Source organism: Sphingomonas asaccharolytica NBRC 15499 (assembly GCF_001598355.1).
Lineage (GTDB): Bacteria > Pseudomonadota > Alphaproteobacteria > Sphingomonadales > Sphingomonadaceae > Sphingomonas > Sphingomonas asaccharolytica.
In genome coordinates this window covers 1-25,248 of sequence record NZ_BCYU01000064.1, presented here as the reverse complement: position 1 = coordinate 25,248, position 25,248 = coordinate 1, and the positions used below count along the sequence as shown (strand labels likewise).

Annotated in this window: 29 protein-coding genes and 1 tRNA gene; 13 read left to right on the top strand and 17 right to left on the bottom strand. The window is 63.6% G+C overall.

From position 1 onward, the window contains the following. On the top strand, positions 1 to 308 hold a 308-nt coding region (locus SAS01S_RS16135; RefSeq protein WP_169804975.1), incomplete at its 5' end, for an SPOR domain-containing protein. Positions 309 to 326: 18 nt separating this feature from the next. Here SAS01S_RS16135 and SAS01S_RS16130 read toward each other — a convergent pair. Together SAS01S_RS16130 and serB are read right to left on the bottom strand one after the other, a co-directional pair. After that, positions 327 to 1,604 (bottom strand): serine hydrolase domain-containing protein, encoded by a 1,278-nt coding sequence (locus SAS01S_RS16130; RefSeq protein WP_066810654.1) that lies wholly within the window; start codon positions 1,602 to 1,604, stop codon positions 327 to 329. A 543-nt stretch (positions 1,605 to 2,147) separates the two neighbouring features. Then, positions 2,148 to 3,020, bottom strand: a complete 873-nt coding sequence (serB, locus tag SAS01S_RS16125; RefSeq protein ID WP_066810652.1) for a phosphoserine phosphatase SerB — start codon at positions 3,018 to 3,020, stop codon at positions 2,148 to 2,150. Between the two features lie 105 nt (positions 3,021 to 3,125). On the opposite strand from serB, the gene miaA reads away from it, so the two are divergent. The 5 genes from miaA (at position 3,126) to SAS01S_RS16100 (ending at position 8,200) form a co-directional block, all read left to right on the top strand. Next, positions 3,126 to 4,058 (top strand): tRNA (adenosine(37)-N6)-dimethylallyltransferase MiaA, encoded by a 933-nt coding sequence (miaA, locus tag SAS01S_RS16120; RefSeq protein WP_066810650.1) that lies wholly within the window; start codon positions 3,126 to 3,128, stop codon positions 4,056 to 4,058. 79 nt (positions 4,059 to 4,137) lie between these two features. After that, a complete protein-coding gene (locus SAS01S_RS16115; RefSeq protein WP_066810662.1) occupies positions 4,138 to 5,886 on the top strand; it encodes an acetolactate synthase 3 large subunit in 1,749 nt (582 codons plus the stop codon). Positions 5,887 to 5,890: 4 nt separating this feature from the next. Continuing rightward, positions 5,891 to 6,406, top strand: a complete 516-nt coding sequence (ilvN, locus tag SAS01S_RS16110; protein WP_066810648.1) for an acetolactate synthase small subunit — start codon at positions 5,891 to 5,893, stop codon at positions 6,404 to 6,406. 114 nt (positions 6,407 to 6,520) lie between these two features. Next, on the top strand, positions 6,521 to 7,540 hold the full coding sequence (gene ilvC, locus SAS01S_RS16105; protein WP_066810646.1) for a ketol-acid reductoisomerase: 1,020 nt from the start codon (positions 6,521 to 6,523) through the stop codon (positions 7,538 to 7,540). Positions 7,541 to 7,597: 57 nt separating this feature from the next. Next, the gene (locus SAS01S_RS16100) at positions 7,598 to 8,200 is read left to right on the top strand and encodes a TMEM175 family protein (RefSeq protein WP_245656943.1); all 603 of its coding nucleotides are present in this window, start codon (positions 7,598 to 7,600) and stop codon (positions 8,198 to 8,200) included. Positions 8,201 to 8,269: 69 nt separating this feature from the next. On the opposite strand, the gene SAS01S_RS16095 is transcribed toward SAS01S_RS16100, so the two are convergent. Beyond that, on the bottom strand, positions 8,270 to 8,662 hold the full coding sequence (locus tag SAS01S_RS16095) for a BLUF domain-containing protein (RefSeq protein WP_066810644.1): 393 nt from the start codon (positions 8,660 to 8,662) through the stop codon (positions 8,270 to 8,272). Between the two features lie 257 nt (positions 8,663 to 8,919). Here SAS01S_RS16095 and leuA point away from each other — a divergent pair, with 257 nt between their 5' ends. Then, entirely contained in the window at positions 8,920 to 10,581 is a 1,662-nt protein-coding gene (leuA, locus tag SAS01S_RS16090; protein ID WP_066810642.1) for a 2-isopropylmalate synthase, read from the top strand. A gap of 7 nt (positions 10,582 to 10,588) precedes the next feature. Here the strand turns inward: leuA and SAS01S_RS16085 are convergent, their stop codons facing one another. From SAS01S_RS16085 to folE, 4 genes are read right to left on the bottom strand one after another with little or no spacing between them, the layout of a single operon-like run. Further along, positions 10,589 to 11,185 (bottom strand): hypothetical protein, encoded by a 597-nt coding sequence (locus tag SAS01S_RS16085; RefSeq protein ID WP_066810636.1) that lies wholly within the window; start codon positions 11,183 to 11,185, stop codon positions 10,589 to 10,591. Beyond that, on the bottom strand, positions 11,182 to 11,550 hold the full coding sequence (locus SAS01S_RS16080) for a dihydroneopterin aldolase (protein ID WP_066810633.1): 369 nt from the start codon (positions 11,548 to 11,550) through the stop codon (positions 11,182 to 11,184). The genes SAS01S_RS16085 and SAS01S_RS16080 overlap by 4 nt, the downstream gene beginning before the upstream one ends. Then, positions 11,543 to 12,316, bottom strand: a complete 774-nt coding sequence (locus tag SAS01S_RS16075) for an SDR family NAD(P)-dependent oxidoreductase (protein WP_066810631.1) — start codon at positions 12,314 to 12,316, stop codon at positions 11,543 to 11,545. Before SAS01S_RS16075 ends, SAS01S_RS16080 begins: the two co-directional genes overlap by 8 nt. Beyond that, on the bottom strand, positions 12,313 to 12,945 hold the full coding sequence (gene folE, locus SAS01S_RS16070) for a GTP cyclohydrolase I FolE (RefSeq protein WP_066810629.1): 633 nt from the start codon (positions 12,943 to 12,945) through the stop codon (positions 12,313 to 12,315). The genes SAS01S_RS16075 and folE overlap by 4 nt, the downstream gene beginning before the upstream one ends. Positions 12,946 to 13,177: 232 nt before the next feature. Between folE and SAS01S_RS16065 the strand changes: the two genes are divergently transcribed. Beyond that, entirely contained in the window at positions 13,178 to 16,198 is a 3,021-nt protein-coding gene (locus tag SAS01S_RS16065; protein WP_066810628.1) for a TonB-dependent receptor, read from the top strand. A 145-nt stretch (positions 16,199 to 16,343) separates the two neighbouring features. Here the strand turns inward: SAS01S_RS16065 and fghA are convergent, their stop codons facing one another. Genes fghA through SAS01S_RS16050 form a run of 3 tightly spaced genes read right to left on the bottom strand, consistent with a single transcriptional unit; the run spans position 16,344 to position 18,707 of the window. Then, positions 16,344 to 17,177, bottom strand: coding sequence for an S-formylglutathione hydrolase (fghA, locus tag SAS01S_RS16060; RefSeq protein WP_157082854.1), 834 nt, complete (start codon positions 17,175 to 17,177; stop codon positions 16,344 to 16,346). Positions 17,178 to 17,187: 10 nt separating this feature from the next. Further along, on the bottom strand, positions 17,188 to 17,568 hold the full coding sequence (locus SAS01S_RS16055) for a VOC family protein (RefSeq protein ID WP_066810626.1): 381 nt from the start codon (positions 17,566 to 17,568) through the stop codon (positions 17,188 to 17,190). Between the two features lie 29 nt (positions 17,569 to 17,597). Next, positions 17,598 to 18,707: an S-(hydroxymethyl)glutathione dehydrogenase/class III alcohol dehydrogenase gene (locus tag SAS01S_RS16050; protein WP_066810625.1), complete on the bottom strand. Its 1,110-nt coding sequence runs from the start codon at positions 18,705 to 18,707 to the stop codon at positions 17,598 to 17,600. Positions 18,708 to 19,102: 395 nt separating this feature from the next. Between SAS01S_RS16050 and SAS01S_RS16045 the strand changes: the two genes are divergently transcribed. Beyond that, positions 19,103 to 19,363, top strand: a complete 261-nt coding sequence (locus SAS01S_RS16045; RefSeq protein ID WP_066810623.1) for an SWIB/MDM2 domain-containing protein — start codon at positions 19,103 to 19,105, stop codon at positions 19,361 to 19,363. 66 nt (positions 19,364 to 19,429) lie between these two features. Here SAS01S_RS16045 and SAS01S_RS16040 read toward each other — a convergent pair whose 3' ends face one another. Next, positions 19,430 to 20,062, bottom strand: coding sequence for a glutathione S-transferase family protein (locus tag SAS01S_RS16040; protein WP_066810621.1), 633 nt, complete (start codon positions 20,060 to 20,062; stop codon positions 19,430 to 19,432). A 117-nt stretch (positions 20,063 to 20,179) separates the two neighbouring features. Here SAS01S_RS16040 and SAS01S_RS16035 point away from each other — a divergent pair, with 117 nt between their 5' ends. Then, positions 20,180 to 20,872, top strand: a complete 693-nt coding sequence (locus tag SAS01S_RS16035) for a helix-turn-helix transcriptional regulator (RefSeq protein WP_066810619.1) — start codon at positions 20,180 to 20,182, stop codon at positions 20,870 to 20,872. Between the two features lie 11 nt (positions 20,873 to 20,883). On the opposite strand, the gene SAS01S_RS16030 is transcribed toward SAS01S_RS16035, so the two are convergent. The 5 genes from SAS01S_RS16030 to SAS01S_RS16010 form a co-directional block, all read right to left on the bottom strand. Further along, a tRNA-Arg gene (locus SAS01S_RS16030) sits at positions 20,884 to 20,960 on the bottom strand. A 34-nt stretch (positions 20,961 to 20,994) separates the two neighbouring features. Further along, positions 20,995 to 21,423: a DUF1178 family protein gene (locus tag SAS01S_RS16025; protein WP_066810617.1), complete on the bottom strand. Its 429-nt coding sequence runs from the start codon at positions 21,421 to 21,423 to the stop codon at positions 20,995 to 20,997. Next, positions 21,420 to 22,253, bottom strand: a complete 834-nt coding sequence (locus SAS01S_RS16020; protein ID WP_066810615.1) for a carbon-nitrogen hydrolase family protein — start codon at positions 22,251 to 22,253, stop codon at positions 21,420 to 21,422. The genes SAS01S_RS16025 and SAS01S_RS16020 overlap by 4 nt, the downstream gene beginning before the upstream one ends. Continuing rightward, positions 22,250 to 22,507, bottom strand: a complete 258-nt coding sequence (grxC, locus tag SAS01S_RS16015) for a glutaredoxin 3 (protein WP_066810614.1) — start codon at positions 22,505 to 22,507, stop codon at positions 22,250 to 22,252. Before grxC ends, SAS01S_RS16020 begins: the two co-directional genes overlap by 4 nt. 34 nt (positions 22,508 to 22,541) lie before the next feature. Then, complete coding sequence (locus SAS01S_RS16010) at positions 22,542 to 23,258, bottom strand: ComF family protein (protein ID WP_066810658.1); 717 nt, start codon at positions 23,256 to 23,258, stop codon at positions 22,542 to 22,544. 44 nt (positions 23,259 to 23,302) lie between these two features. Between SAS01S_RS16010 and SAS01S_RS16005 the strand changes: the two genes are divergently transcribed. Then, positions 23,303 to 24,139: a class I SAM-dependent methyltransferase gene (locus SAS01S_RS16005; protein WP_066810611.1), complete on the top strand. Its 837-nt coding sequence runs from the start codon at positions 23,303 to 23,305 to the stop codon at positions 24,137 to 24,139. Here SAS01S_RS16005 and SAS01S_RS16000 read toward each other — a convergent pair. Next, positions 24,110 to 24,514 carry a (deoxy)nucleoside triphosphate pyrophosphohydrolase gene (locus SAS01S_RS16000; protein WP_066810656.1) on the bottom strand — a complete coding sequence of 135 codons (405 nt, stop codon included), beginning with the start codon at positions 24,512 to 24,514 and terminating at the stop codon, positions 24,110 to 24,112. The two genes, SAS01S_RS16005 and SAS01S_RS16000, sit on opposite strands and share 30 nt — an antisense overlap. A gap of 96 nt (positions 24,515 to 24,610) precedes the next feature. Here SAS01S_RS16000 and SAS01S_RS15995 point away from each other — a divergent pair, with 96 nt between their 5' ends. After that, a complete protein-coding gene (locus SAS01S_RS15995; RefSeq protein WP_066810609.1) occupies positions 24,611 to 24,784 on the top strand; it encodes a Flp family type IVb pilin in 174 nt (57 codons plus the stop codon). A gap of 136 nt (positions 24,785 to 24,920) precedes the next feature. Continuing rightward, positions 24,921 to 25,088: a Flp family type IVb pilin gene (locus SAS01S_RS15990; protein ID WP_066590201.1), complete on the top strand. Its 168-nt coding sequence runs from the start codon at positions 24,921 to 24,923 to the stop codon at positions 25,086 to 25,088. Positions 25,089 to 25,248: the final 160 nt, after the last annotated feature.

Sequence of the window (25,248 nt, the reverse complement as noted above, 5' to 3'; positions counted from 1 at the left end):
CCCCGCCTGTCCCGCGCCCGAAGCCAGCGCCCGTCCGGCCCGCGCCGGAACCGGCGCCTGCCGCGGTCGCGAGCGGCGGCGGCTGGCGTGTCCAGTTCGGCGCGTTCCGCGACGAGGGCAACGCCAAGGCCTTGTGGGCGCGGCTCAAGGGGCAGGTCGGCGGCCTTTCCGGCATGCAGCCTTATCTGCGCAAGGTTGGCGCGATCACCAAGCTCCAGGCCGGGCCAATCCGCTCGCAGGGCGACGCCGCGCGGCTGTGCGGCGCGGTCAAGCGCGCCGGGTCGGAGTGCGTGCCGGTCGCTCCGTAACGTCGGCCCGCAACCGCCTCAGGCGGCCGGGCCGGTATAGTCCGGCCCGTATACCGCCTGGCGGATGTCGTGGTGCAATGTCCCGTCGAACGGGAGAACCTGGACGAAGAACACTGCGGCAAGATCGTTGACGGGATCGACCCAGAACAAGGTCGTTTCCGCGCCGTCCCAGAAGAATTCGCCGACCGTCCCGCGATTCTCCTTTGCATCCTTGGGTGGCGCGATCCGCACCGCGAAATCGATACCGAACCCGACCGAACCCTTGCCGGGCAGGAAGAAGCGTTTGGTGATTCGCGGATCGAGCTGATCGGTCGACATCACGCGGATCGTGTCGGGCGAGACAATCCGGGTCCCTTCGAGCGTGCCGCGTCCGAGCAGCATCCGTGCGAACCGCATATAATCGTCGAGCGTCGAGGCGAGCCCCGCGCCGCCCATCGTCAGTTTGCGGGGGCCGAAATTGAGCGCGCGCGCCTTGTCGTCGGGAACGCGATCAAGCTTGCCGCCCGCGGCCTGCATATAAGTAGCGGCGAATCGCGCAAGGCGTTCCGGCGGTTGGGTCCAGGCGGTATCCTTCATGCCCAAGGGCTCGAGGATCGTGCGACGGACATAAGGCTCGAACTTCTCGCCGGTCAGATGCTCGACCAGCAATGCCTGGACATCGACGCCCGTGCTGTAGCTCCACTCGGCGCCCGGATCGAACAGCAATGGCACGCTCGCAAGCTTGTCGCCGAACTCGTCGAGCGTGTTGGTGAGCGCCAGCGGATCCACCTCGTGGAAGATCTTGTCGGCAGCGGTATCGCGCATCCCGTACGAGAAGCCGGCGGTGTGCCGCAGGATATCGCGAATGATGATCGGCCGGGCCGGGTCGCGCAGCGCCGGCTTGCCGTCGGCGCCGATACCGCCCGCGAGCACCTTCACCTTGCCGAACGCCGGCAGGTAATTCGCCAGCGGATCGTCGAGCCGGAATTTGCCCTGCTCCCAGAGCTGCATCAGCGCGACACCGGTGACCGGCTTGGTCATCGAGAAAATCTGCACCAGCGTATCGCGCGCCATTGGCCGCTTGGCCTCGCGATCGGCAAACCCCGCCGCGCCGAAATAGCGCTCGGCCCCGCGCTGCCAGACCAGGCAAGAGGCACCGGCAGCACGGTTGGCGGAAACCATCTGCTTGAGCGTGGCGTCAATGCGGTTGCGATCGATCGCCAATCCGGCGGTAACGGGAGAAAGACGACGCTCGGCCGCGAACGCCGGCAAGGCCAGCCCCGACGCCATCACTGCCAACGCGCTTCTCCGGTCCATGAGTCCTCTCCGCCATCGATTGTGAACGTTCACTATTTCCACGCTACGGTGCATTGGCAACAACTGTTTCAAAGAAGAAACCGAATTCGAGCCAAAAACGCCTGTACAACGCTAGGCGCACTATGCACATTTACGATGTCGGACAGGAGAGCATTATGCTGCCTCGCGCCATCGTCGCTCTCTGCTTTTGTTGGTTGTTCCTCGCGATGCCGGCATCTGCATGCATCACATGGATGCCGGCCGATTTCAGCTATGGCCGCCCCGGAATGACAGCCGAATCGGACCGCAACGTCGCATCGCTCGTCGAGGATCTCCTTCGCGGCAGTCCGGACTGTTCATGCGCATTACTGTCTATAACCGTGGAGCATCCGCGCCCAAACTGTGGAACGCGAGAATTGCCGCAGTACGCAAACGATTGATTGCCAATGGCGTGAGACCGGATCGTATCGAGGTCATTGGCGTCCCGACCAACGGGCTCGTTTCGGGCCGGTGGATTGGCCGCAAGCCCTCCATACTGGTTGAAATCGCACAGGGGTGTGGCGGTTAGCCGGCCGCCCAGTCCTTCCGCGCAACACCCTGCGCGAACAAAAGCGCCGTCAGGTCGCCATGATCGATCCGCGCGCCGGCCGCGGCCGCCACCACCGGCTTGGCGTGATAGGCGACGCCCAGCCCCGCTTGCGTAATCATCGCCAGGTCGTTGGCGCCGTCGCCGACCGCGAGCGTCTCCGCGCGCGACAGGTCGAGGTCGAGCACCGCCTCCGACAAGGTGGCCAGCTTGGTCGAGGCGTCGACGATCGGTTTGCTGACGGTGCCGGCGAGTTTTCCGTCGGCAATCTCGAGGACATTGGCGATCGCGCGGGTAAAGCCGATCTCGGCCGCGACCGGTTCGGCAAAGCGGGTAAAGCCGCCCGACACCAGGATCGCGCTCGCCCCCCAGCCGCGCATCGTGCGGACCAGCTCGCGCGCCCCGGGCATGATCTTGACGCGTTCGGCGAGGCATCGCGCGATCACGCTTTCGTCGAGCCCCTTGAGCAACGCGACGCGCGCATCGAGCGCCTCGCCAAAATCGAGTTCACCGCGCATCGCCGCTTCGGTGACGGCTGCGATCTGCGCCTTGATCCCGGCATAATCGGCGAGCTCGTCGATGCATTCGACCGTGATCATCGTCGAATCCATATCGGCGACGATCAATTTCTTGCGGCGATCTTCGGCCGGCTGGACGACGACGTCATAGCTCTGCCCTTCCAGTGCGGCGCGCGCCGCGTCGGGATCGAGACCGAACTGGAGGTCGATCGCCTCGCTTTCCTCGATCCAGACCTGCGCGACGGGCAGACATCCGGCAGCATCGAGCCGGTCGCGTGCTGCGGTGACCTCGCCCTGGGGCAGATCGGGAGCTATCAGGGTCGCGATGAACAAGTCGGGTCTCCTTGAAGCCGCCGCCCTACCCGTTCGTGTCGCGCGAAGTCGAGACACGTTTGGTTGTGGGGAGGTCCTTCTCGACTTCGCTCGAAGCGAACGGGGATGAGTAAGACCGAGCTGCCGAAGGTAGCGATCGTCGCAGGCCCGACAGCGAGCGGTAAGTCCGCGCTGGCCCTTGCGCTTGCCGAGAAATTCGGTGGCACGATCATCAACGCCGACAGCGCGCAGGTCTATCGCGACCTGCGCATCGTCACCGCCCGCCCCATGCCTGAGGAAGAAAAACGGGCGCTGCACCGCCTGTTTGGCCATGTCGACGCCGCCGATACTGGCTATTCGGCGGCGCGCTGGGCGGCGGAAGCGCGGGTCGAGATCGATCGCGCGGTGGCGGCGGGCAGCTTGCCGATCCTGGTCGGCGGCACCGGGCTCTATCTCCGCACGCTGATCGACGGGATCGCGCCGGTGCCGGAGATCGATCCCGCGATCCGCACCGAGGTTCGCACGATGAACCTGTCCGATGCCTATGCGGCACTTACCGCTGTCGACCGGGCGGAAGCGGCAAGGCTCAACCCGGCCGACACCAGCCGCATCTGCCGCGCGCTCGAAGTCGTCCGCTCGACCGGACGCCCGATCGCCGACTGGCGGCGGGAGCGCGTCGGTGGAATCGGCGAGCGTATCGATCTGGTCGCCACAATCCTGCTGCCGCCGCGCGACTGGCTTAACGAGCGGATCGATCGCCGCTTCGCGGCGATGGTCGACGCCGGTGCGATGGCGGAAGTGGCGGCGCTGATCGCCCGCGAAGACGTCCCGCTCGACGCCCCCATTCGCCGCGCGATCGGCATGCCCGAACTCGCCGCCGCGGCGTTGGGCGAGATCAGCGTCGACGAGGCGACCGCGCGCGCCAGCCTTGCCACTCGCCAATATGCCAAACGCCAATATACCTGGTTCCGCAATCAGCCGCCTGCAGACTGGACACGCTCCGAAGAGACAGATAGTTTCAATCGTATTGGTGAAATAGCAATAAGATTGCAGCATTGACGGTTGACGCGTAGTTTTCATGCACGTAGAGCCGCCCGTCTGCAATCATGTTGCGTATGCGAAGAAGGAGTACATTGTCGTGGCCGAAAAAAGTGGAGCCGATATCCTGGTCGAGGCGCTGTGCGATCTCGGCGTGGAAGTCGTGTTCGGCTATCCCGGCGGCGCGGTGCTTCCGATCTATGATGCGATCTTCAAGCAGAAGCGGCTGCGGCATATTCTCGTTCGCCACGAACAGGCGGCGACCCACGCGGCAGAGGGTTATGCGCGCTCGACCGGGAAGCCGGGCGTGGTGCTCGTCACCTCGGGACCCGGCGCGACCAACGCGGTCACCGGGATCACCGATGCGCTAATGGATTCGATCCCGATGGTGGTCATCACCGGCCAGGTCGCGACGCACCTGATTGGATCGGATGCATTCCAGGAAGCCGATACGGTCGGCATCACCCGGCACTGCACCAAGCACAATTACCTGGTGAAGGATCCGGCACGGCTGGGCGCGACGATCCATGAGGCGTTCCATATCGCCACCTCAGGCCGTCCGGGACCGGTCGTCATCGACATCCCCAAGGACGTCCAGGTCGCCACGGCCAAGTACACCCGCCCCGGACCGATCCAGCACAAGACCTATCGCCCGCAGATCAAGGCCGATCCCGCGGTGATCGAGCAATTGGTCGACATGCTGGCCGCGGCCGAGCGCCCGATCCTCTATACCGGCGGCGGGATCATCAATTCGGGGCCTGCAGCGTCGCTGCTGCTGCGCGAGCTGGCGAAGATCACCGGCGCGCCGGTCACCTCAACCTTGATGGGCCTGGGTGCTTTTCCCGCGTCCAGCCCACAATGGCTCGGCATGCTCGGCATGCACGGAACTTACGAAGCCAATTGGGCGATGAATCAGGCCGACCTGATCCTCGCGCTCGGCTCACGGTTCGACGACCGTGTCACCGGCCGGCTCGACGCCTTCGCGCCCAATGCGCGTAAGGTCCATGTCGATATTGACCGGTCGAGCATCAACAAGACCGTGCGCATCGACCTCGGCATCGTCGCCGATGTCGGCCATGTGCTCGAGGACATGGTCCGCGTGTGGAAAGCGCGCCAGCATCCCAAGCCTGACACCAACGAATGGTGGCGACGGATCGAGGGCTGGCGCGCGGTCAAGAGCCTCGATTTCCCCGAAGGCGACGGCAAGGAGATCATGCCGCAACGCGCGATCCGCGCCTTGTGGGAAGCGACCCACAGCCAGGCGCCGATCATCACCACCGAAGTCGGCCAGCACCAGATGTGGGCGGCGCAGCATTTCGATTTCGAGGCGCCGAACAAATGGCTGACCTCGGGCGGGCTCGGCACGATGGGCTATGGCCTGCCCGCCGCGATCGGCGCGCAACTCGGCAATCCCAAGGCGCTGGTCATCGACATTGCCGGTGAAGCCTCGATCCAGATGAACATTCAGGAGCTGGCGACGGCGACGCAATACCGGCTGCCGGTCAAGATCTTCATCCTCAACAACGAATATATGGGCATGGTCCGCCAATGGCAGGAACTGACCTATGAAAGCCGTTATTCGGAAAGCTATTCGGACAGCCTGCCCGATTTCGTGAAGCTGGGCGAAGCCTATGGCTGGAAGGGCATCTTGATCGAGGAGATGTCGCAGCTCGATGGCGGCATCGCCGACATGCTCGCGCATGACGGCCCGGTGATCGTCGACTGCCGCGTCGCCAAGCTGGCGAATTGTTTCCCGATGATCCCGTCAGGCGCGTCGCATGTCGAGATGATCCTGCAAACCGACAAGGTCGCAGGCACGCTCAACGACGAAGCCAAGGCCCTGGTCTGATCCTATGCACATCAAGGAAGAGAAAGCCGAGCGTCACACGCTCGCGGTGATCGTCGACAACGAGCCGGGTATCCTGGCGCGGATCGCCGGCCTGTTCACCGCGCGAGGCTATAATATCGAGAGCCTGACGGTGAGCGAGATCACCGAGGACAAGCAGGTCAGTCGGATCACGATCGTGACCTCGGCCAGCCCGCATGTGCTCGAACAGATCGTGGCGCAGCTCGACCGGCTGGTGCCGGTGCACAAGGTCCGCGACCTTACCGCCGAGGGCGCGCATGTCGAGCGCGAACTGGCGCTGGTCAAGGTACGCGGCACCGGTGAAGCGCGGATCGAAGCGTTGCGCCTGGCCGAAGTGTACCGCGCGCGCGTGGTCGACGCGACGATATCGAGCTTTGTGTTCGAAGTGACCGGCGGGACCGAGAAGATCGACAAGTTCGTCGAATTGATGAACGAGGTCGGCCTGATCGAGGTCGCGCGCACCGGCATCGTCGCCATTTCGCGGGGTAAAGACGCGGCGTAGCGATCGACAGATCGCGTCGTCCCAGCGAAGGCTGGGATCTTGCGCCACCAGGGAATCAACTCATGAGATGCCAGCTTTCGCTGGCATGACGGTTAAGTTTCGAAAGGGATTGAAATGCGTGTCTATTACGATCGCGACGCCGATCTGAACCTGATCACCGACAAGAAGATCGCCATCGTCGGCTATGGCTCGCAAGGCCATGCCCATGCCCAGAATTTGCGCGATTCGGGCGTCAAGGATGTCGCGATCGCGCTACGTGAGGGCTCGGCCACCGCGAGGAAGGCCGAGGGCGCCGGGTTCAAGGTCCTGTCGAACAAGGAAGCGGCCAAATGGGCCGATATCCTGATGATCCTCGCTCCCGACGAGCATCAGGCGGCGATCTGGGAAAACGACCTCAAGGGCAATATCCGCCCCGGCTCGGCGATCGCTTTCGCCCACGGCCTCAACGTGCATTTCGGGCTGATCGAAGCGCCGTCGGACATCGACGTCATCATGATCGCGCCCAAGGGTCCCGGCCATACCGTCCGTAGCGAATATGTCCGCGGCGGCGGCGTCCCCTGCCTGATCGCGATCCATCAGGATGCCAGCGGCAACGCGCACGACATCGCGCTGGCTTATGCCTCGGGTGTCGGCGGGGGTCGGTCGGGGATCATCGAGACCAATTTCAAGGAAGAATGCGAGACCGACCTGTTCGGTGAGCAGGCCGTTCTTTGCGGCGGCATCACCCACTTGATCCAGGCCGGGTTCGAGACCCTGGTCGAGGCGGGCTACGCTCCCGAAATGGCCTATTTCGAGTGCCTCCACGAAACCAAGCTGATCGTCGACCTGCTCTATGAAGGCGGCATCGCCAACATGCGCTATTCGATCTCCAACACCGCAGAATATGGCGACATCACCACCGGGCCACGGATCATCACCGACGAGACCAAGGCTGAGATGAAGCGCGTGCTCGCCGACATTCAATCGGGCCGCTTCGTCAAGAACTTCGTCCTCGACAACCGCGCCGGCCAGCCCGAGCTCAAGGCCGCGCGCAAGGCAGCGGCAGCGCACCCGATCGAAAAGATCGGCAGCGAGCTGCGCGCGATGATGCCGTGGATCGGCGCCAACAAGCTGGTGGACAAGGAAAAGAACTGACGTGCCGCCGATTTCTGATACCGTCGGCCCCGTCATCGAGGCGGGGTTCGGCGCAGAGTGAGCGAAGGTGGGGAAGGCAGGCCCGGGATCGGGCGTGTCGAGGCTTTTTCGGATGGCGTGATCGCGATCATCGTCACCATCATGGTGCTCGAGCTGCATGCGCCCGAGCTGCCTGGGCTCGACAAGCTCTTGCACCTCTGGCCCGTCTTCCTCGCTTACCTGCTGAGCTTCGCCTATGTCGGCATCTATTGGGCCAACCATCACCGCTTGTTCAGCCATGCTACGCGGGTGACCAACCTGCTGATCTGGCTGAACCTCGGCCTGCTGTTCACGCTGTCGCTGATCCCGTTTACCGCCGCCTATCTGGGCGAGCAGCATTTCAGCCGGGACGCGACGTTGGTTTATCTGGCGTCGATGGTCCTGCCGGGCGTGTTCTACGTTCCGCTACAAGGCGAAATCCGGCGGACCGGCGTCCATGGAACGGAGGCCGAGACCTATCACCGCCAGACCTCCCGCAAGGGCGTCGCCGCGGTGATGATCTATTTGGCCGGAGCACCGCTCAGTTTCATCTCGCCATGGCTCGGGATCGCCGCCGCGGCGCTCGTCGCCTTCCTCTGGTGCCTGCCCAAGAGCCCGTTCGACGCTCTGTTCGGGGAGTAGGACAAGGACCGCAATCACCGCGCATTTCTTGAATTCCCTCTCCGGCCTGCGGGAGAGGCTCTTTGCCTGTCAGGCAGGCTGCAATGCCCTGAAGTGACGGACGGTCTCGTCGGACACGCCGGCGAGCAACACCCGCAGTCGATCGTCGAACGCATCGATCGATTCCCGGCGATCGCGATAGATCATCGTCCAGTCACCGAATTCGCGCTCCGCGATGGAGCGATCGACCAGAATAGTCAGGTCGCGATGGCGAGCGTCATTTTCCAACCGCGCGATCAGGTCGGACACGCTGTCCGACGGCCCCTCGATGACCTGAAGGAAGGTATCGTCCTCGGTATAGAGCAGGCCCGTTATCCCTTCGATACCGTTGCGCGCCGCTGCCTGGCGAACGATGTCGGGAATGTCGTCTGCGGCGCGGCCGCTCTCGGCGGTGGTGATGCTACGATAGACGATCTGACGCATACGATACTCCTTACAGGACAGTGACACTGCCACACCGCATCCGAAATGACCTTGCCGTGGATCAGTCTTTCGGGCTGGACTTTCTTAACCATCGGCGGCTAGGGCTGAATGCGAGATGACGATCGGACTCGGCCTTACCCTGCTTCGACTTACGCGCCCTTAGGCGCGTAGTTCATCCCGCGTGCCGGCGACGGCGCGCACCGCGCCTAAGGGCCTGACCCTCCCCGCCGCTCCTGACGACGAGAAGAGCCATAGCCATGCTGCGCGACCCATCGACCAAATACCGCCCCTTTCCGCCCATCAACCTGCCCGACCGGCAATGGCCATCGCGCGCGATCACCCAGGCGCCGATCTGGCTGTCGACCGACATGCGCGACGGCAACCAGGCGCTGATCGATCCGATGGACGCCGAGAAGAAGACCCGCTTCTTCGACCTGATCGTCAAGACCGGGATCAAGGAGATCGAGGTCGGCTTCCCGGCGAGCGGCGCGACCGATTTCGACTATATCCAGGATCTCGTGCGATCGGGCCGCGTACCCGATGACGTGACGCTGCAGGTGCTGACCCAGGCGCGCCGCGACCTGATCGAGACAACCTTCGACAGCCTGATCGGCGCGCCCACCGCGATCGTCCACCTGTACAACGCCGTCTCGCCTGCCTGGCGCAAGATCGTGTTCGGCATGACCAGGGACGAGATCAAGGCAATCGCCGTCGATGGCGCGAAGATGCTGCGCGACTGCGCCGCGGCGCGACCGGGCACCGACTGGCGGTTCGAATACAGCCCAGAGACCTTCTCCACCGCCGAACTCGATTTCTCGGTCGAGGTCTGCGCGGCGGTGATGGACGTGCTCCAGCCGACGCCCGACAAGCCGATCATCTTCAACCTGCCCGCGACGGTCGAATGCGCGACGCCCAACGTCTATGCCGACCAGATCGAGCTGTTCGGCCGCACGATCCCCAATCGCAACAGCGTGATCATCAGCCTGCACACGCATAACGACCGCGGCACCGGGGTCGCGGCGGCAGAGCTGGGGCTGATGGCCGGCGCCGACCGCGTCGAGGGCTGCCTGCTCGGCAATGGCGAGCGGACCGGCAATTGCGATCTAGTGACGGTCGCGCTCAACATGTACACGCAAGGCGTTGATCCTGGGTTGGATTTTTCCGACATCGATCAGATCATCAACACCGTGACCTATTGCACCAACCTGCCAGTGCATCCGCGGCATGCTTATGCCGGCGAGTTGGTCTACACCTCCTTCTCGGGCTCGCATCAGGACGCGATCAAGAAGGGGTTCGCCGCGCGCGAACGCCAGAATAACGATGTGTGGGAAGTCCCCTATCTGCCGATCGATCCGGCCGATCTCGGCCGCAGCTATGAAGCGGTGATCCGGGTCAATTCGCAGTCGGGCAAGGGCGGCGTCGCCTGGATCCTGGAGCAGGACAAGGGGCTGAAGCTCCCCAAACGCCTGCAGGCCGATTTCTCGAAGCACGTCCAGGCCTTGGCCGACCAGACCAGCCGCGAGCTCAATGCCGACGATATCTGGCAGCTCTTCCAGCGCACGTACCTGCCCTATGGCGGCGAGCGGCTGCAGCTCCAGGCCTATGACGAGACGCGCGCGCCCAATGGCGAACGTATCTTCGCCGGCAGCATCGCCGAAACCGGCAGCGTCAAGTCGGTGAGCGGACGCGGCAACGGCCTGATTTCGAGTGTGCTCGCGGGGATTCGCGACGGATTTGGGATAGAGCTTGAGGTGGTCGACTATGTCGAGCACGCCATCGGCCATGGCAGCGACGTCCAGGCCGCCGCGTATGTCGAGTGCCGCGCGGCGGATGGCGGGACGGTGTGGGGCGTCGGCATCGACGAGGACGTCGCGACGGCAAGCGTCCGCGCAGTGTTGAGCGCGGCGAACCGCGCCTAAACCGCTCTCACTGCGTGACGCGGCGGAAGACGAGCAGGCCCGGGCTCGTCGGACGCTTCTCGGGCGTGGTGTTGGTCCACACCGTCGGGAAGCTTCCGATGCGCAGTTCGTCGCCGGCGATCCATCCTCGTTCGTAAAGGCGCATACCTGCCGCCGGGAAGGTCCAGGGCGCGCAGGTTCGGCCATCCACGGCGCGAGCGACGCCAAGCTGCCAGCCGCCGCCAAAGCCGCAACCCGAATTGCTCGCATTATAGATCGTCACCACCTCGGGATCGTCAGCCGTCGTGGTAATCGCGGCGACCTCGTGATCGAAATCGGTGACACCGTCGTTAGCCCACCGCACATCGATGATCTTGCCGCGATACTCGGTATGGACCGTCGGCGTATCGCAATCATTATGAGCATAGATTTGCGACGATGCGGTGATCCTGCCGCGCTTGATCTCCAGCCGCGTGATGAAGCCATGCCGGCCGTTCTTGCCGATCGGTAGACAGCCAGTTTGCCACGATCCTTCGATCCCCGGTCGCGCCGCCGCCATGCTGGCATTCGGCAGCGCTGGCACAGCGAACGACAGGGTCGCCAATCCGAGAATGAAACGCTTCATTGCTCAACTCCACGGATCCGAACGATCTCGCACCCGATCGCCGCATCGGGATAAATGTCGGGCTTGGTAGACCGCACCGTCACGGCAATGACGCGGGGGTCGGCGAAGCATAGCGCCGCGATGCGCTCGCACAGCACTTCCTGCAGCATCACGTGCCCGCCGGCCGCGATCGCCAATATGCCTTCGCGAATATCGTCGTAATTGACCACCGCCTCGATGCGGTCCTCGGGCACCGCCGGATAGGCGCAGGTCATCGCGACAGACACCAGCACGCGCTGCGGCCCGGCAAGCTCCACCTCGTGAATGCCCAGCCTCATCCGCACTTCGAGTCCATCGAGACGGATCGTGAAGGTCGCCTCAGCCATCCCGCCGCCCTGGCGTGGAGAACATCACGTCGCCCCGCCGCTTGAGGAACCGCTGGCCGTTATCGAGGAACAGATTGTGCCCGGTCACTGCCGGTGTGGTGAGCAAATAGTCGACCGCGCGCGCGATCTCCTCGATCGGCACTGGCCGGCGCAGCAAATTCTCGTCGGCGACGCTCGCGAATTCCGCCTCGCTTTGATCGCCGCTCGGCAATGTCAGGCCAGGCGAGATGGCGTTGACGCGCACGCGTGGCGCCAACGCCTGAGCGAGCATCGTCGTCGCGCCTTCGAGCGCGATCTTAGTCAGCGTGTAGCTGAAGAAATCGGGATTGAGATTGGCCACCTTCTGATCGAGCAGGTTGACCACCGCGCCATCCTGCAGCTCGTCCTGTTCGGCCAAGGCACAGGCCAGCGCCGCGGGCGCCGCCAGGTTCACCGCGGTCAACCGGCTCAGCAAGGCCGGATCGAAATGCGGCGGCCGGTCGAACTCGAACACCGACGCGCAATTGACCAAGCCGTCGATCGGCCCGTCCATCGCGCCGCGCGCCGCGCGCAGGATCGCCGACGCGGCATCGGGCGCGGCAAGATCGCCGACCACCGTCGCGATGCGATCGCCCGACGGATCGAGCTCCTGCGCCAGCGATACGGCATCTTCGTCGTGCGGATGATGGTGATGGATTACCACGCGATGCCCTGCCCCCGCCAGCGCACGGACGATCGCCGCACCGATCCGCCGGGAGCCGCCGGTGACCAGAACCGTGCGGATCACGCCCTGCCCTGCATATCCATCAGCGCCAGGATTTCGCGCCGGCTGCGTTCGTCATCGCGGAACACACCCATCATCCGGCTGGTCACCATCGACACCCCCGGTGTGCGGACACCGCGCGCGGTCATGCAGGCATGACTCGCTTCGATCACCACCGCGACGCCTTGAGGCTGCAGATTGTCCCAGATGCAATCGGCGACCTCGGCAGTCAGTCTTTCCTGGACCTGTAGCCGCCGCGCGAAACCGTGGAGCACGCGGGCCAGCTTGGAGATGCCCACGACATGGTTCTTGGGAAGGTACGCAATATGCGCCTTGCCGATGATCGGCGCCATGTGGTGCTCGCAATGCGACTGGAACGGAATGTCCTTGAGCAGCACGATGTCGTCATAGCCGCCGACCTCCTCGAACACGCGTTTCAGATGCAAGGCCGGATCGTCCTGGTATCCCGCGCAATATTCCTTCCAAGCGCGCGCCACGCGTAAAGGCGTATCCAGCAGGCCTTCGCGATCGGGTTTGTCGCCGGCCCAGCGAATCAGCGTGCGGACCGCGTCGGCGACTTCATCGGGCACCGGAATCTTCGGCGCGGGAGCCACCAGATCGCCGTCATTCAAATCATCGTCATGGTCATTCATGGTTGTCGATCCGGTCTTTCAAACCTGAGTGACGTTACGGCACAGCCGTAAAATCGAGCCTTGGGTATGGTCGATACTGTTTCTTTTAAGCAACAGACGAGGAAACCCGCCGTTTTCCGTGCCCGAACCCCATTGACGCCGCAAGACCAAGCTACCTAGGCTCATGCCAGTTCATCGGAAACCACGCCAACCGGCATCCAAGATCGGGGGCGCATGCATGAGGGGATGTACCATGAGGAAATTCGAACTGCTTGCCGCGTCGGCTATCGCGCTGATCGCGGCCACGCCCGCGATGGCGCAGAATGCACCCGCGCCCGCGCCGGCAACACCGGCACCCCAGGCCACGTCCGATCAGGATAACGGCGCCACCGCCGGTTACGGCCAGGACATCGTCATCACCGCTCAGCGTCAATCGGAGCGGCTGCAGGACGTGCCGATCGCGGTCAGCGCCTTCACCGGCGCCGCGCTCGAAAAGCAGCAGATCGTCAATCCCTCCTCGCTGCAGCTCACGCTGCCTTCGATCACTTATACCAAGACCAACTTCACCTCATCGTCGTTCACGATTCGAGGCATCGGCGATCTATGCGTAGGGGCCACCTGCGACAGCGCGACCGCGATCCATGTCAACGACATGCCGCTGACCTCGACCCGCTTGTTCGAAAGCGAGTTCTACGATCTTGAGCGCGTCGAAGTGCTGCGCGGTCCGCAGGGCACGCTGTTCGGCCGCAACGCGACCTCAGGCGTGGTCAACTTCATCACCGCCAAGCCGGATCTGTCGAAGGTCGGTGCCGCGGGTGAAGTTGAATACGGCAATTACAACTCGAAGAAGGTGAAGGGGATGTTCAACCTCCCCATCACCCAAACTTTGGGTGTGCGCGTCGCCGGCCTCTACCTGAACCGTGACGGCTATACCTATAACGAGTTCACCAAGAACAAGGTCGACGACCGTGATCTGTGGTCGATCCGCGGCACACTGTCGTGGGAACCGGATTCGAACACCCGCGTCGACCTGATCGGTTATTATTTCCGCGAGAAAGACCATCGCGCCCGCATCCAGAAGCAGCTCTGCCATCGCGATCCGACCGGCGTGCTGGGATGCTTGCCCGACCGCCTCGGCAGTTCGCCGGCGAATGGCCTGTCGACGCTGGCCGCAGTGCTGTCGTCGAAGGAATTCTTCTACATCAATGGCTATAGCGGCGGCTTCGCGGCGGCAAAAAAGCTCGGTGCTTCGGACGCAGTGGCCAACGCCGTCGGCATCTCACAGGGCAATTCACTGGCCAATTTCGGTCTCCAAAGCCTCTATAATTCCGCTGCCGATCCCTATGCCGGCGTGACGACGCCAGGCGACGTCCGCACGATCAACGCCGATGTCGACCCGACCTATTTCGCCGAGGAAGAGCAATACACGCTGAAGGTCATGCACGATTTCGGCCCGGTCGTGTTCAACTTCACCGGCGGCTATGCTCGCAACTCAGTCGACAGCACGAGCGACTATAATCTCGCCGCGGAAAATCCGCTGATCAACAATCCGGGCCTGTTCGCGCTCTATGGCGCCAGCCAGCCGGGCGGTCCGGCGACCTGGCTCGCCGGGGTCCGCAACACGTTGATTCCCAAGGGTCCTAATGGCGGCATCTGCCAGTCGTCGAGCGATGTAAACAATGTCGGAGTTTATGGCGGTAACTCCGTCGGCTGTTTCCCAGAGAGCCTCGACTTCGATCGCTCGCGTTCGATGACGCGGCAAATTTCAGCTGAGGCCCATATCGACAGCCATTTCGACGGGATGTTCAACTTCCTGTTGGGCGGCATCTATGTCGACTCCAAGACCCAGAATACCGACTATTTCGTCAACGCTTTCGGGCTCGATTATGCCTCGGGCATTCTCGGCGCGGCAAGCTCGCAGTCGATCCCCGGCGTTGCCGGCAACGCCTTCCTGGCGACGCCATTCTATCGCAACGATGGCGATGAGTTCCGCCTCAAGTCCTACGGTATTTTCGGCGAGACCTATTTCGCGTTCAACGACAAGCTGAAGCTGACGCTCGGCCTGCGCTACAATCATGACTCCAAATATGACAAGGCGCGCAACCTGACGCTGAACATCCTGACCCCGATCGGGTCGGACAATATGAATCAGGACGGCCTCAACACGGCGACGGTCGACTTCGACCCGACCAAGCCGGGTGTCCAGAATTACGCGGTCGACCGGGTCAGCTTCCAACGGCTGACCGGCCGCGCGGTGATCGACTACAAGATCACGCCGAACAACATGCTCTACGCATCATACTCGCGCGGTTATAAGTCGGGCGGCATCAACCCGCCGCTGCCGCCGACCTTCAACGTGCCGACCACCTTCAATCCTGAAAAGGTCGACGCGTTCGAAATCGGCTCCAAGAACACGTTCGGAGGCGGTGCGCTCCGCCTCAACCTGACCGGGTTCTATTATAAGTACGATGACCTTCAGCTCAGCCGCATCGTCGCGCGCACCTCGGTCAACGACAATGTCAGCGCCGATATCTATGGCGTCGAAGCGGAAGCAATCATCAGCCCGATCCCGGCCTTCGTGATCAACGCAAATTTCAGCTATCTGAAGACCAAGGTTTCGAGCGACAAGTTCCTGGTTAACCCGCGCGACGTGTCGGGCGGCCGGACCGATGCCGTCATCATCAAGGACGTGACCAACGGCTCCAACTGCGTCGTCATTCCCACCGGCCCGGGCGGTGCGGCGCTGAGCAACGGCTATGTCGCGGCGGTCAATGCCAACCCGGCACTGAACCTGAAGGCTCCGGTAGCGATTCCGGGCATGAACGGCACGACCGGCGCTTATGGCGTCTGCAGCGCGCTGCAGGCGAGTGCCGCGCCTAGCGGGGTTAAGGTGCTCGACGGTGTCCCGGTCAACATCCGTGGCAACAAGCTGCCGGGCGCGCCGACCTACAAAGCCTCGGTGGGCGCTCAGTACACGATCGACCTGGGCGGTATGAGCCTCGTTCCCCGCGCCGATCTCGCTTATACCGGCAATACCTACGCCTCGATCTTCAACGGCAATGTCGACAGAATCCAGGGCTATACGATCATCAATGCTCAGGTTCAGCTCAACGGCCGCGAGGACAAATGGTATCTGCGCGCCTTTGTTCAGAATCTGACCAACAACAATGCGATCACGGGCCAATATGTGACCGACCAGTCGTCGGGCCTGTTCACCAACATCTTCACGCTGGACCCGCGCCGCTTCGGCGTCGCCGCCGGCTTCAAGTTCTAACGACGGAGGCACCAGCCTCGCACTTCAAAGGCTCCGGGGTTATCCCCGGAGCCTTTTTCTTGCCTGATCGCTATCGTGACCGGGGAACCGCGAGCAGACGCGCCGGCCTCGTTGCCGACCCGGATGGCAACTTCGCCCGTAAGGCTTAATTCAACCGGGCGGCGTGCCAGGCGATATGATCGGCCATGAAGGTCGAGATGAAATAGTAGCTGTGATCATAACCCGGCTGCATCCGCAGCGTCAGGTCTATCCCGGCGCGATGGCAGGCATCGGCCAGCAATTCGGGCTTGAGCTGGTCGGCGAGGAACGCGTCGGCATCGCCCTGATCGACCAGGATGTCTGGCACGCGCGCGCCGTCGTCGATCAGCGCACAGGCGTCATAAGGCCGCCAAGCGGCACGATCGGCACCGAGATAACCGCCCAGCGCCTTTTCGCCCCAGGGGCAATGCAGCGGCGACATGATCGGCGAGAAGGCCGAGACGCTACGGAAGCGCCCGGCATTGCGCAGCGCCATCGTCAGCGCGCCATGGCCACCCATCGAATGACCGGTGATTCCCTGGCGCGTCATGTCGGCCATCGCGAACTCCGTCGCGATCAGCGCGGGGAGCTCGTCCTCGATATAGGACCGCATCCGGAAATTGGCCGACCAGGGCGCCTCGGTCGCGTCGACATAGAAGCCAGCGCCCTTGCCGAAATCATAGGCTTCGTCATCAGGCACGTCGTCGCCGCGCGGGCTGGTGTCGGGGGCGATGAAGATCACGCCGTGTTCGGCGCAGGCGCGGCGAAACTCGCCTTTTTCGGTGACATTGGCGTGCGTACAGGTCAGCCCCGACAGATACCAGAGCACCGGTAGGCGCGTGCCCGCTTCATGCTCAGGCACGAATACCGAAAAGGTCATTGGCGTGCCGGTGGCGGCCGAGGCATGTTCGTACACGCCCTGGACGCCACCAAAGGCGCGATTGGTCGATTTGACGGTCAGCGACACGCGATCAGCCCAGCCGGTGAAGCCCGCACAGCTTGTTGCCGTCCGGATCGCGCAGATAGGCGAGGTACAATTTCATGCCGGCCCCTTCCCGAACGCCGGGATCTTCCTCGATCGCGGTGCCGCCATTGGCAACGCCCGCGGCATGCCAGGCATCCGCCTGTTCGGGCGTTTCCATCGCAAAGCCAATCGTGCCGCCATTGGCATGACAGGCGGGCGCGCCGTCGATCGGCGCGGTGACCATGAAGATGCCGCCATTGTGCATATACATCAGCCGGCCCTTGGGATCGACCATGGCCTCCCTCCCGCCGATCGCGCCGAACAGTGCGTCGTAGAATTTCTTCGATTGGTCGAGGTCGTTGCTGCCGACCATCATGTGCGAAAACATGGCTTTATCCTCCCCAGATGAATGCTTTTTCAGAAGATCACGACGCTGCGGATGCTCTCGCCGGCATGCATCAGGTCGAATCCCTTGTTGATCTCGTCGAGCTTGAGAACATGGGTGATCATCGGATCGATCGCGATCTTGCCCTGCATGTACCAATCGACGATCTTGGGCACGTCGGTACGGCCCTTGGCGCCGCCGAATGCGGTGCCGCGCCAGTTGCGTCCGGTGACGAGCTGGAACGGACGGGTCGAGATTTCCTTGCCGGCTTCAGCCACGCCGATGATGATGCTGGTGCCCCAGCCGCGATGGCATGCCTCGAGCGCGGTGCGCATGACATCCGTGTTGCCGGTCGCGTCGAATGTGTAATCGGCGCCGCCATCGGTCAGCGCGACCAGGTGGGCGACCAGATCGCCCTCCACCGTCTTGGGATTGACGAAGTGGGTCATGCCGAATCGGCGGCCCCATTCCTCCTTCGAGTCGTTGAGATCGACGCCGATAATCTTGTCCGCGCCGACCATTTTGGCGCCCTGAATGACGTTTAGACCGATTCCACCCAATCCGAACACGATTACATTGTCGCCCGCCTGGACCTTCGCCGTCTTCACCACGGCGCCCACGCCGGTGGTCACGCCACAGCCGATATAGCAGCTCGTCTGGAACGGCGCGTCCTCGCGAATCTTCGCCACCGCGATCTCCGGCACGACGGTGAAGTTCGAGAAAGTCGAGCAACCCATGTAATGAAAGATCGGCTGCCCCTTGTACGAAAAGCGCGTCGTGCCATCCGGAAGCAGCCCCTTGCCCTGCGTCGCGCGGATCGCCGTGCACAGATTGGTCTTGCCCGACAGGCAGCTTTTGCATTGCCGGCATTCGGGTGTGTAGAGCGGAATGACATGGTCGCCGGGCTTCACGCTGGTCACGCCAGGACCGACCTCGCGCACGATACCGGCGCCTTCGTGACCGAGGATCGACGGAAAAATCCCTTCCGAATCAAGCCCATCCAGCGTGTAGGCATCGGTGTGGCAGATGCCGGTCGCCATGATCTCGACCAGCACTTCGCCCGCCTTGGGACCTTCCAGGTCGACCTCGACGATCTCCAGCGGTTTCTTCGCTTCGAATGCGACGGCGGCGCGGGTCTTCATCGGTATCGGCTCCCTGATTGTCGCGCCCGCTTCTAACCGCTGGCGCGGCGGGGGCAACCTTCAGCATACCGGGAATTCGACGGTCGTGTGCGTTGCCCGCGCGCGGGCCGCCGCGCCAGCGGTTAGGAGCATCGAGACACGATATGCGGGGATAGTATCGGACACCGGCTATCGCGCGTTCCGGAATCTGGCCTCGGTACCCCCATCGCCACGCCGAGCCGGCGCAAACCAACGCCCTGCGCATCGAGGTTATGTCATCTCGGCGTCAAAAGTCGCTCCGCGTGCTATCCTAAGGCGTGACAAGCGCAAAAAGGCAGCGCACAAGAGGCGCGCGCTCCATGAGGCGTAACGAGTCTGGGGCCGGAACACCGGCCAAATGAACAGGAAGGAATGCAATGGCTACTGCACCCAAGACCGGCGGAATTCACGCGCCCGTCACCCCGTCGCCCGAGCTGGGCGCGATCGTGGGGACGGCGCCGCTGCCGCGCAGCCAGGTGATCAGCAAGGTGTGGGACCACATCAAGAAGAACAACCTTCAGAATCCCGCCAACAAGCGTGAGATTCTGGCCGACGAAAAGCTGAAGAAGGTGTTCGGCACCGACAAGTGCACGATGTTCGAGATGAACAAGTACATCTCGAAGCACGTCAAGGCGTAAGTCGGAAAGACCTGAAGGGCGCCGCGCGGGAGACCGCGCGACGCCCTTTTGCTGTCGGAAAGGCATTCAGGCCGCGACGGTTTCCGACGTCATCACGATCTGGATGCCCGACGCGTCGTCCAGCAGCCCCGCCCGCTCCGCCGCCGGTCGCGCACGGCAGCGTTCGATATAGGCATCGATAGCGGCGCTCTCCGGGAAAGCGTGGCGGGCGAATGCCATTGCGCTGCTGATCAGCAAGTCGGCACCCGAGAAATCATTGCCCATCACGTAAGGGCCGTTGGCGAGCGCCTGCTCCAGCCTGGCGAGGACAGTATCATAGCTGCGCTGCTTGCGCGGCGCGCCGACCAGTTCGCCCATCATCGCGGCGAACATCGCCGGCTCCATTTCGGCAGCATACCAGGCGAGCCAGGTGAGATAAGCGCCACGCTCCGGCGTCCCGACGCGCAGCCCGAGCCCGGCGTTGGGAAATGCATCGGTGAGATATTGCAGGATCGCGACAGACTCGGCGACCAACGCACCGTCATGCTCGATCGCCGGCACGCGCTTGTCGGGATGCGGATTGGCGGGATCGCCAACACCTTCGCCAGTCATCGGCCGGAAAATCGACACCGGGCGGATCTCATAAGGCACGCCCAATTCCTCGAGCAGCCAGATCATGCGCGACGATCGCGATTGCGGGGCGTGATAGAGAGTAATCATAACGGCGGCTCCTTCGCTTCGAAGCGGCGGCCCATCGCCGCGCCCGATGAAAAGGCTTGTAAGTCGGCCCTCCTGACAGCATCCTGTCAGTAGGGAATCGGGGGTGTAGATTTCATCATGCGTCGTGCGGATCGGCTGTTCCAGATCATCCAGATCCTGCGGCGGTCATCGCGCCCGATCACCGCGCAGGATATCGCGGCCGAGATCGAAGTCTCTGTACGGACCATCTATCGCGACGTCGCCGACTTGATCGGCCAGCGCGTCCCGATCCGCGGCGAAGCGGGCTTTGGCTATATTCTCGACGACGCATTCGACATGCCGCCGCTGATGCTCACACCCGACGAGATCGAGGCGGCCGTGCTCGGCGCGCAATGGGTGGCCGGACGCGGCGATCCGGCGCTGGCAGCAGCCGCGCGCGACTTGATCGCCAAGATAACGTCGGTGGTGCCCGAGCGCCTGCGGCCGTTCATCGCCGATCCCTCGATCGGCACGCCGCCACGATCGCAAGCCGAGCCGGACACGATCGACCTGGGCATTGCCCGCACCTGGATCCGCGAGGGCAGAAAGATCCGTATCGATTATCGCGACGAACGCGGACAGGTCAGCGACCGCGTGATCTGGCCGGTTATCGTCGGCTTTTTCGAACAGGCGCGCGTAATCGCCGCCTGGTGCGAACTGCGCCAGGACTTCCGCCACTTCCGCACCGACCGCGTCGTTGCTGCCCAATTCCTCGACGAACGATACCCCGCCCGCCCGGGCGAATTGCGATCACGCTGGAAGCGCGGACTGGCGCAGCGGCAGCGACCGTAGCGATGGCAGGATGGTGGTCCCGGAGGGACTCGAACCCCCGACGCCCACTTTAGGAAAGTGGCGCTCTGTCCAGCTGAGCTACGGAACCACGCCCGGTCTGGTACCGAGCGCGGGTGGACGGGTCAATTGCAGGCTTCGGGCGGAACGACCGGAAAGGGCAAGGGCGCGACCGGCACACCGTCTTCGGCCAGCGCCTTGGCTTCCTCGATCGAGGCCTGGCCGTGGATCGGCGCATGGTCCTCCTCGCCCGAATGCATTGCCCGGGCGCGCGACGCGAACATGGTACCGACCCATTCTGAATTAGCCAGCGCCTGTTGCTGTGCCTTGGCCAAGGTCGCCATCGCCGCCTTCACCGCGGCGGGGGTGACCTCTGCCTGGCGATTGCCTTTAGCCGCGACGTTGGGCGCCATGACGGCCTTTTCGACCGTTTCATTGCCACACATCGGACAGCTTACCAGCCCGCGCGCACGCTGGTCGTCATAGTCCGACGACGAGCCGAACCATGCCTCGAACACATGACCGCCGCCGCATTTGAGGTCGAACACGATCATGCCCGCACTACCTCGGGAATCGCGCGGCGGTGCTTGAGCGCGGGGACGCGCGCCCGCACGTCGTCCTGTCTGGCCGGATCGATCTCGGCAAAGCCCAGTCCAGGTGCCTCCCCCATATCGAGCAGCACTTCTCCCCACGGGTCGATCACCAGCGAATGACCATACGTCGCGCGGCCATCCTCGTGCACGCCGGTTTGCGCGGCGGCAACGACGAAGCAGGCGCCCTCGATCGCGCGCGCACGCAACAGCACATGCCAATGCGCCGCGCCGGTGGGTCGGGTGAAGGCCGCGGGCATGGCGAGGATCGTTGCCCCTGCATTGGTCAGCGCGCGATAAAGATCGGGAAAGCGCATATCGTAACAGATCGACATCCCCAGGCTGCCGACCGGCGTCGCCACGACCACGGCACCCTCGCCCGGCGTATAGGCGGCAGATTCGCGCCAGCTCTCGCCCGTCGGCAGGTCGACGTCGAACATATGCAGCTTGTCGTATCGAGCACGAATCTCGCCGGTATGATCGATCACGAAACCACGATTGGCGAGCTTGCCGTCATCACGGCGGATCAGCAGCGAGCCGATATGCACCCAGATGCCGTGATGAGACGCCGCAGCCCGCATTGCCGCGAGCACTGGGTCATCCGCTTCAGTGAACAGGTTCGGCGCCGCACGCTCACGGTTGCGGTCGACCAATCCAGATACTTCCGGCGTGAACAGCATCACCGCGCCGCCTGCCGCAGCAGCGGCCACGGCATCGACCATCGTCGCCCGATTGGCGGCGGGATCGATCCCGCTCGTCATCTGCAGGACGGCGATTTTACCGGCGAGATTCATGCCGCAAGCAGCGGGTCGAGCCCTCCCCGCGCATCGAGCGCGGCGAGATCGTCCGATCCGCCAATATGCTTTCCGTCGATGAACACTTGGGGCATCGTCATACGACCGCCGGAGCGATCGACCATCTCGGCCTTTTTCGGACCGCCCATCGTGACATCATATTCGATCGGCTCGATGCCCTTCGATGCGAGCAACTTCATCGCTCGCACGCAATAAGGGCACCACGCCTTGGTGTAGACTTCTACCTTGGCCATAGTCAGAGAGAGGTGGAGAGCGTCGTGCGGCTTGTCAATCGGACGTATCGCTCAGCACCCGCGCCCAGCACAGAACGGTGACCTTGCCGGCGCCCGCCTTGAGCAGCGCGCGCGTGCAGGCGTCGGCGGTGGCGCCGCTGGTATAGACGTCGTCGACCAGCACGACGTGCTCCTCTTCGATCCGCCGTTCGATAGTGAATGCGGCACGAACCGCGTCGCGGCGTTGGCGCGGGTTCATTCCGCGCAGCGCTGGCGTTCGTTTGATCCGGCGCAACAGCAACGGATCATGCGGAACGCCGCTTGCCGCCGACAAGGCATCGGCGATCAGCGCGGCCTGGTTGAACCCCCTGCCCCATAACCGCCAGCGATGCAGGGGGACCGGCACCAACAGATTTGCGTCCATGGGCATGTGTCGCGCCATTAGCCGCGCCGCCGTCGTCGCAAACGCAAGCCGGCCGCCATATTTGAGCCGCAGCGCAACCGTCTTGGCGACGGGGCCGTAAGCGACGGCGGCACGCGCGCCGGCATGCGCCGGTGGCTTGGCGAGGCAAGCGCCGCATTGCGCGTCGGGCCCGCGATCGATCTCGAACGGCACGCAGCACGTCGCACACCATGGTTCGCCCAGGAAATCGAGCGAATCCCAACAGGCCGCGCAGAAATTATGGTCGCCCCTCACCACCGCGCCGCAACCCGGACACCGCGGCGGCAGCGCCAGCGACAGCGTATCGGCCAAGAGCTCCTTCACCCCCATCGCGCTCTTGTCGCGCGCGCGTCGCGGCGGCACAAGCGCGCTCAATGGACTCCCCCGAAATCTTCGACCGCAATGCACGACGCCTACGCCGGGATCGTGCCGCGCCGATCTACACCAACCACGATTTTCTGCGCGCGGCGATGCTCGATGGTATCGCCGAGCGATTGGACGGGGTGAAGCGCAACTTCGCGGCCGTGCTCGATCTCGGCTGCTTCGACGGGGCATTCGTGCCGCCGCCGAACAGCGCGGTGACGCGGATCGACGCGGGGCACCTGTTCGCCGCGCAAGCAGGCGGCATCCAGGCGGATGAGGATCTGTTGCCGCTCGATTCGGAGAGCTTCGACCTGGTCGTATCGGCAGGCGTGCTCGATAGCGTCAACGACGTGCCCGGCGCGCTCGCCCAGATCCGCCGCGCGCTAAAGCCCGACGGCTTGTTCCTCGGCGCTTTCATCGGCGGCACGTCATTGCCGTCGATGCGTGCCAGCTTTCTGCAGGGAGAGGCCGATCGGCCTGCCGCCCGTTTTCACCCGATGATCGACGTGCGATCGGCCGGCGACCTGCTGGTCCGCGCCGGCTTCGCTTTGCCGGTGGCGGACAGCGAAACGCTCAGCGTCCGCTATCCCGACCTGTTCCGGCTGATCGGCGATCTGCGCGGCATGGCGGCGACCAATGTGCTGCGGGGCCGCGTGCCGCTCGCCCGCACCACGCTGGCTGCCGCCGCCGCCGCGTTTGCCGACCGTGCCGATCCCGATGGCCGCACAGCGGAGCGGTTCGACTTGATCTTCCTGACCGGCTGGTCGCCGTCACCCGACCAGCCCAAGCCGGCGCGGCGCGGCAGCGCCACCGTCTCGCTAGCCGCGGCGCTCGGCCGCAAGGACTGACACGAACGGCCGGTCAGCGGGTGGCATGTCATAATCCGCCAGCGCGGCCGGCAGCACCCAACGGATCGCGGCGGCATCAAGCGCGCGCGGTTCACCTTGCCAGGCGGCGCATCGGTAAAGCAGCAGGAGCAAATGCCGCTCTCCTCGGCCGGCGCTGCTGAATGTCAGCGGTTCGAGGTGGTCGGGCGAGACCATGACCCCGAGCTCCTCGCGCAATTCGCGGACCAGCGCCGCCTCGGGCGACTCGCCCGGCTCGATCTTGCCGCCGGGAAATTCCCATAGCCCGGCATGCTCCTTGTCGAACGGACGCTGGGCTATCAGGACACGCCCTTGGGCATCGATCAGCGCGACGGCAACCACGGGCAACAAGTCCATTTCGGTGCCGTCCCTTTTTGCGCTGTTGGTCATTCGTTAACGAAACGTGCCTACCATCGATACCCAGATTGGGGAGCCGTACGCGGCAAAAAAGCGATGATCCATGTCCTACGCCAACTGGCCAGGAGTCGAAGAGGCGCGACCGCCGTCGAGTACGGACTGATCCTGTCGCTGGTCGTCCTGACGATGCTTGCCGCTTTGCAAGGGCTGGCCAGCACGACAACCGGCATGTGGAATAACGTGTCCGACAAGGTCCAGAACGCACATTAATTCGCACGTCCGGAACATTTCATTCCGGCTTTAAGCTTTTCTCAACCGCCCTGGCCTACTGATTCGAACTGCTGGACGGGGGCATATCCTGGTTCAGCCGGGTGACTGAAGTAGTTCGAACCACTGGAGACCGGATATGAAGACCGTTCGCAAGATTTTCACCAACAAGAAGGGTGCCACCGCCATCGAGTACGGCCTCATCGCCGCGCTCATCGCCGTCGCCGCGATTGCCGCGATGCAGGGCCTGGGCAACCAGCTGAAGACCACGTTCACCAACGTGTCGTCGAACATGAAGGCTTCGTAAGCTCCAACGCTTACAGCTGAAAAGAGGGGCGGCGGAACTTCGGTTCCGCCGCCCCTTTTTCGTTGTTAGCCCTCTCCCGCCTGCGGGAGAGGCCGGGTGAGGGTCTTCTTTCTTCTTCCGAGCGATTGGTGTCGAGACAGAAGAAGTAAGAAGACCCTCA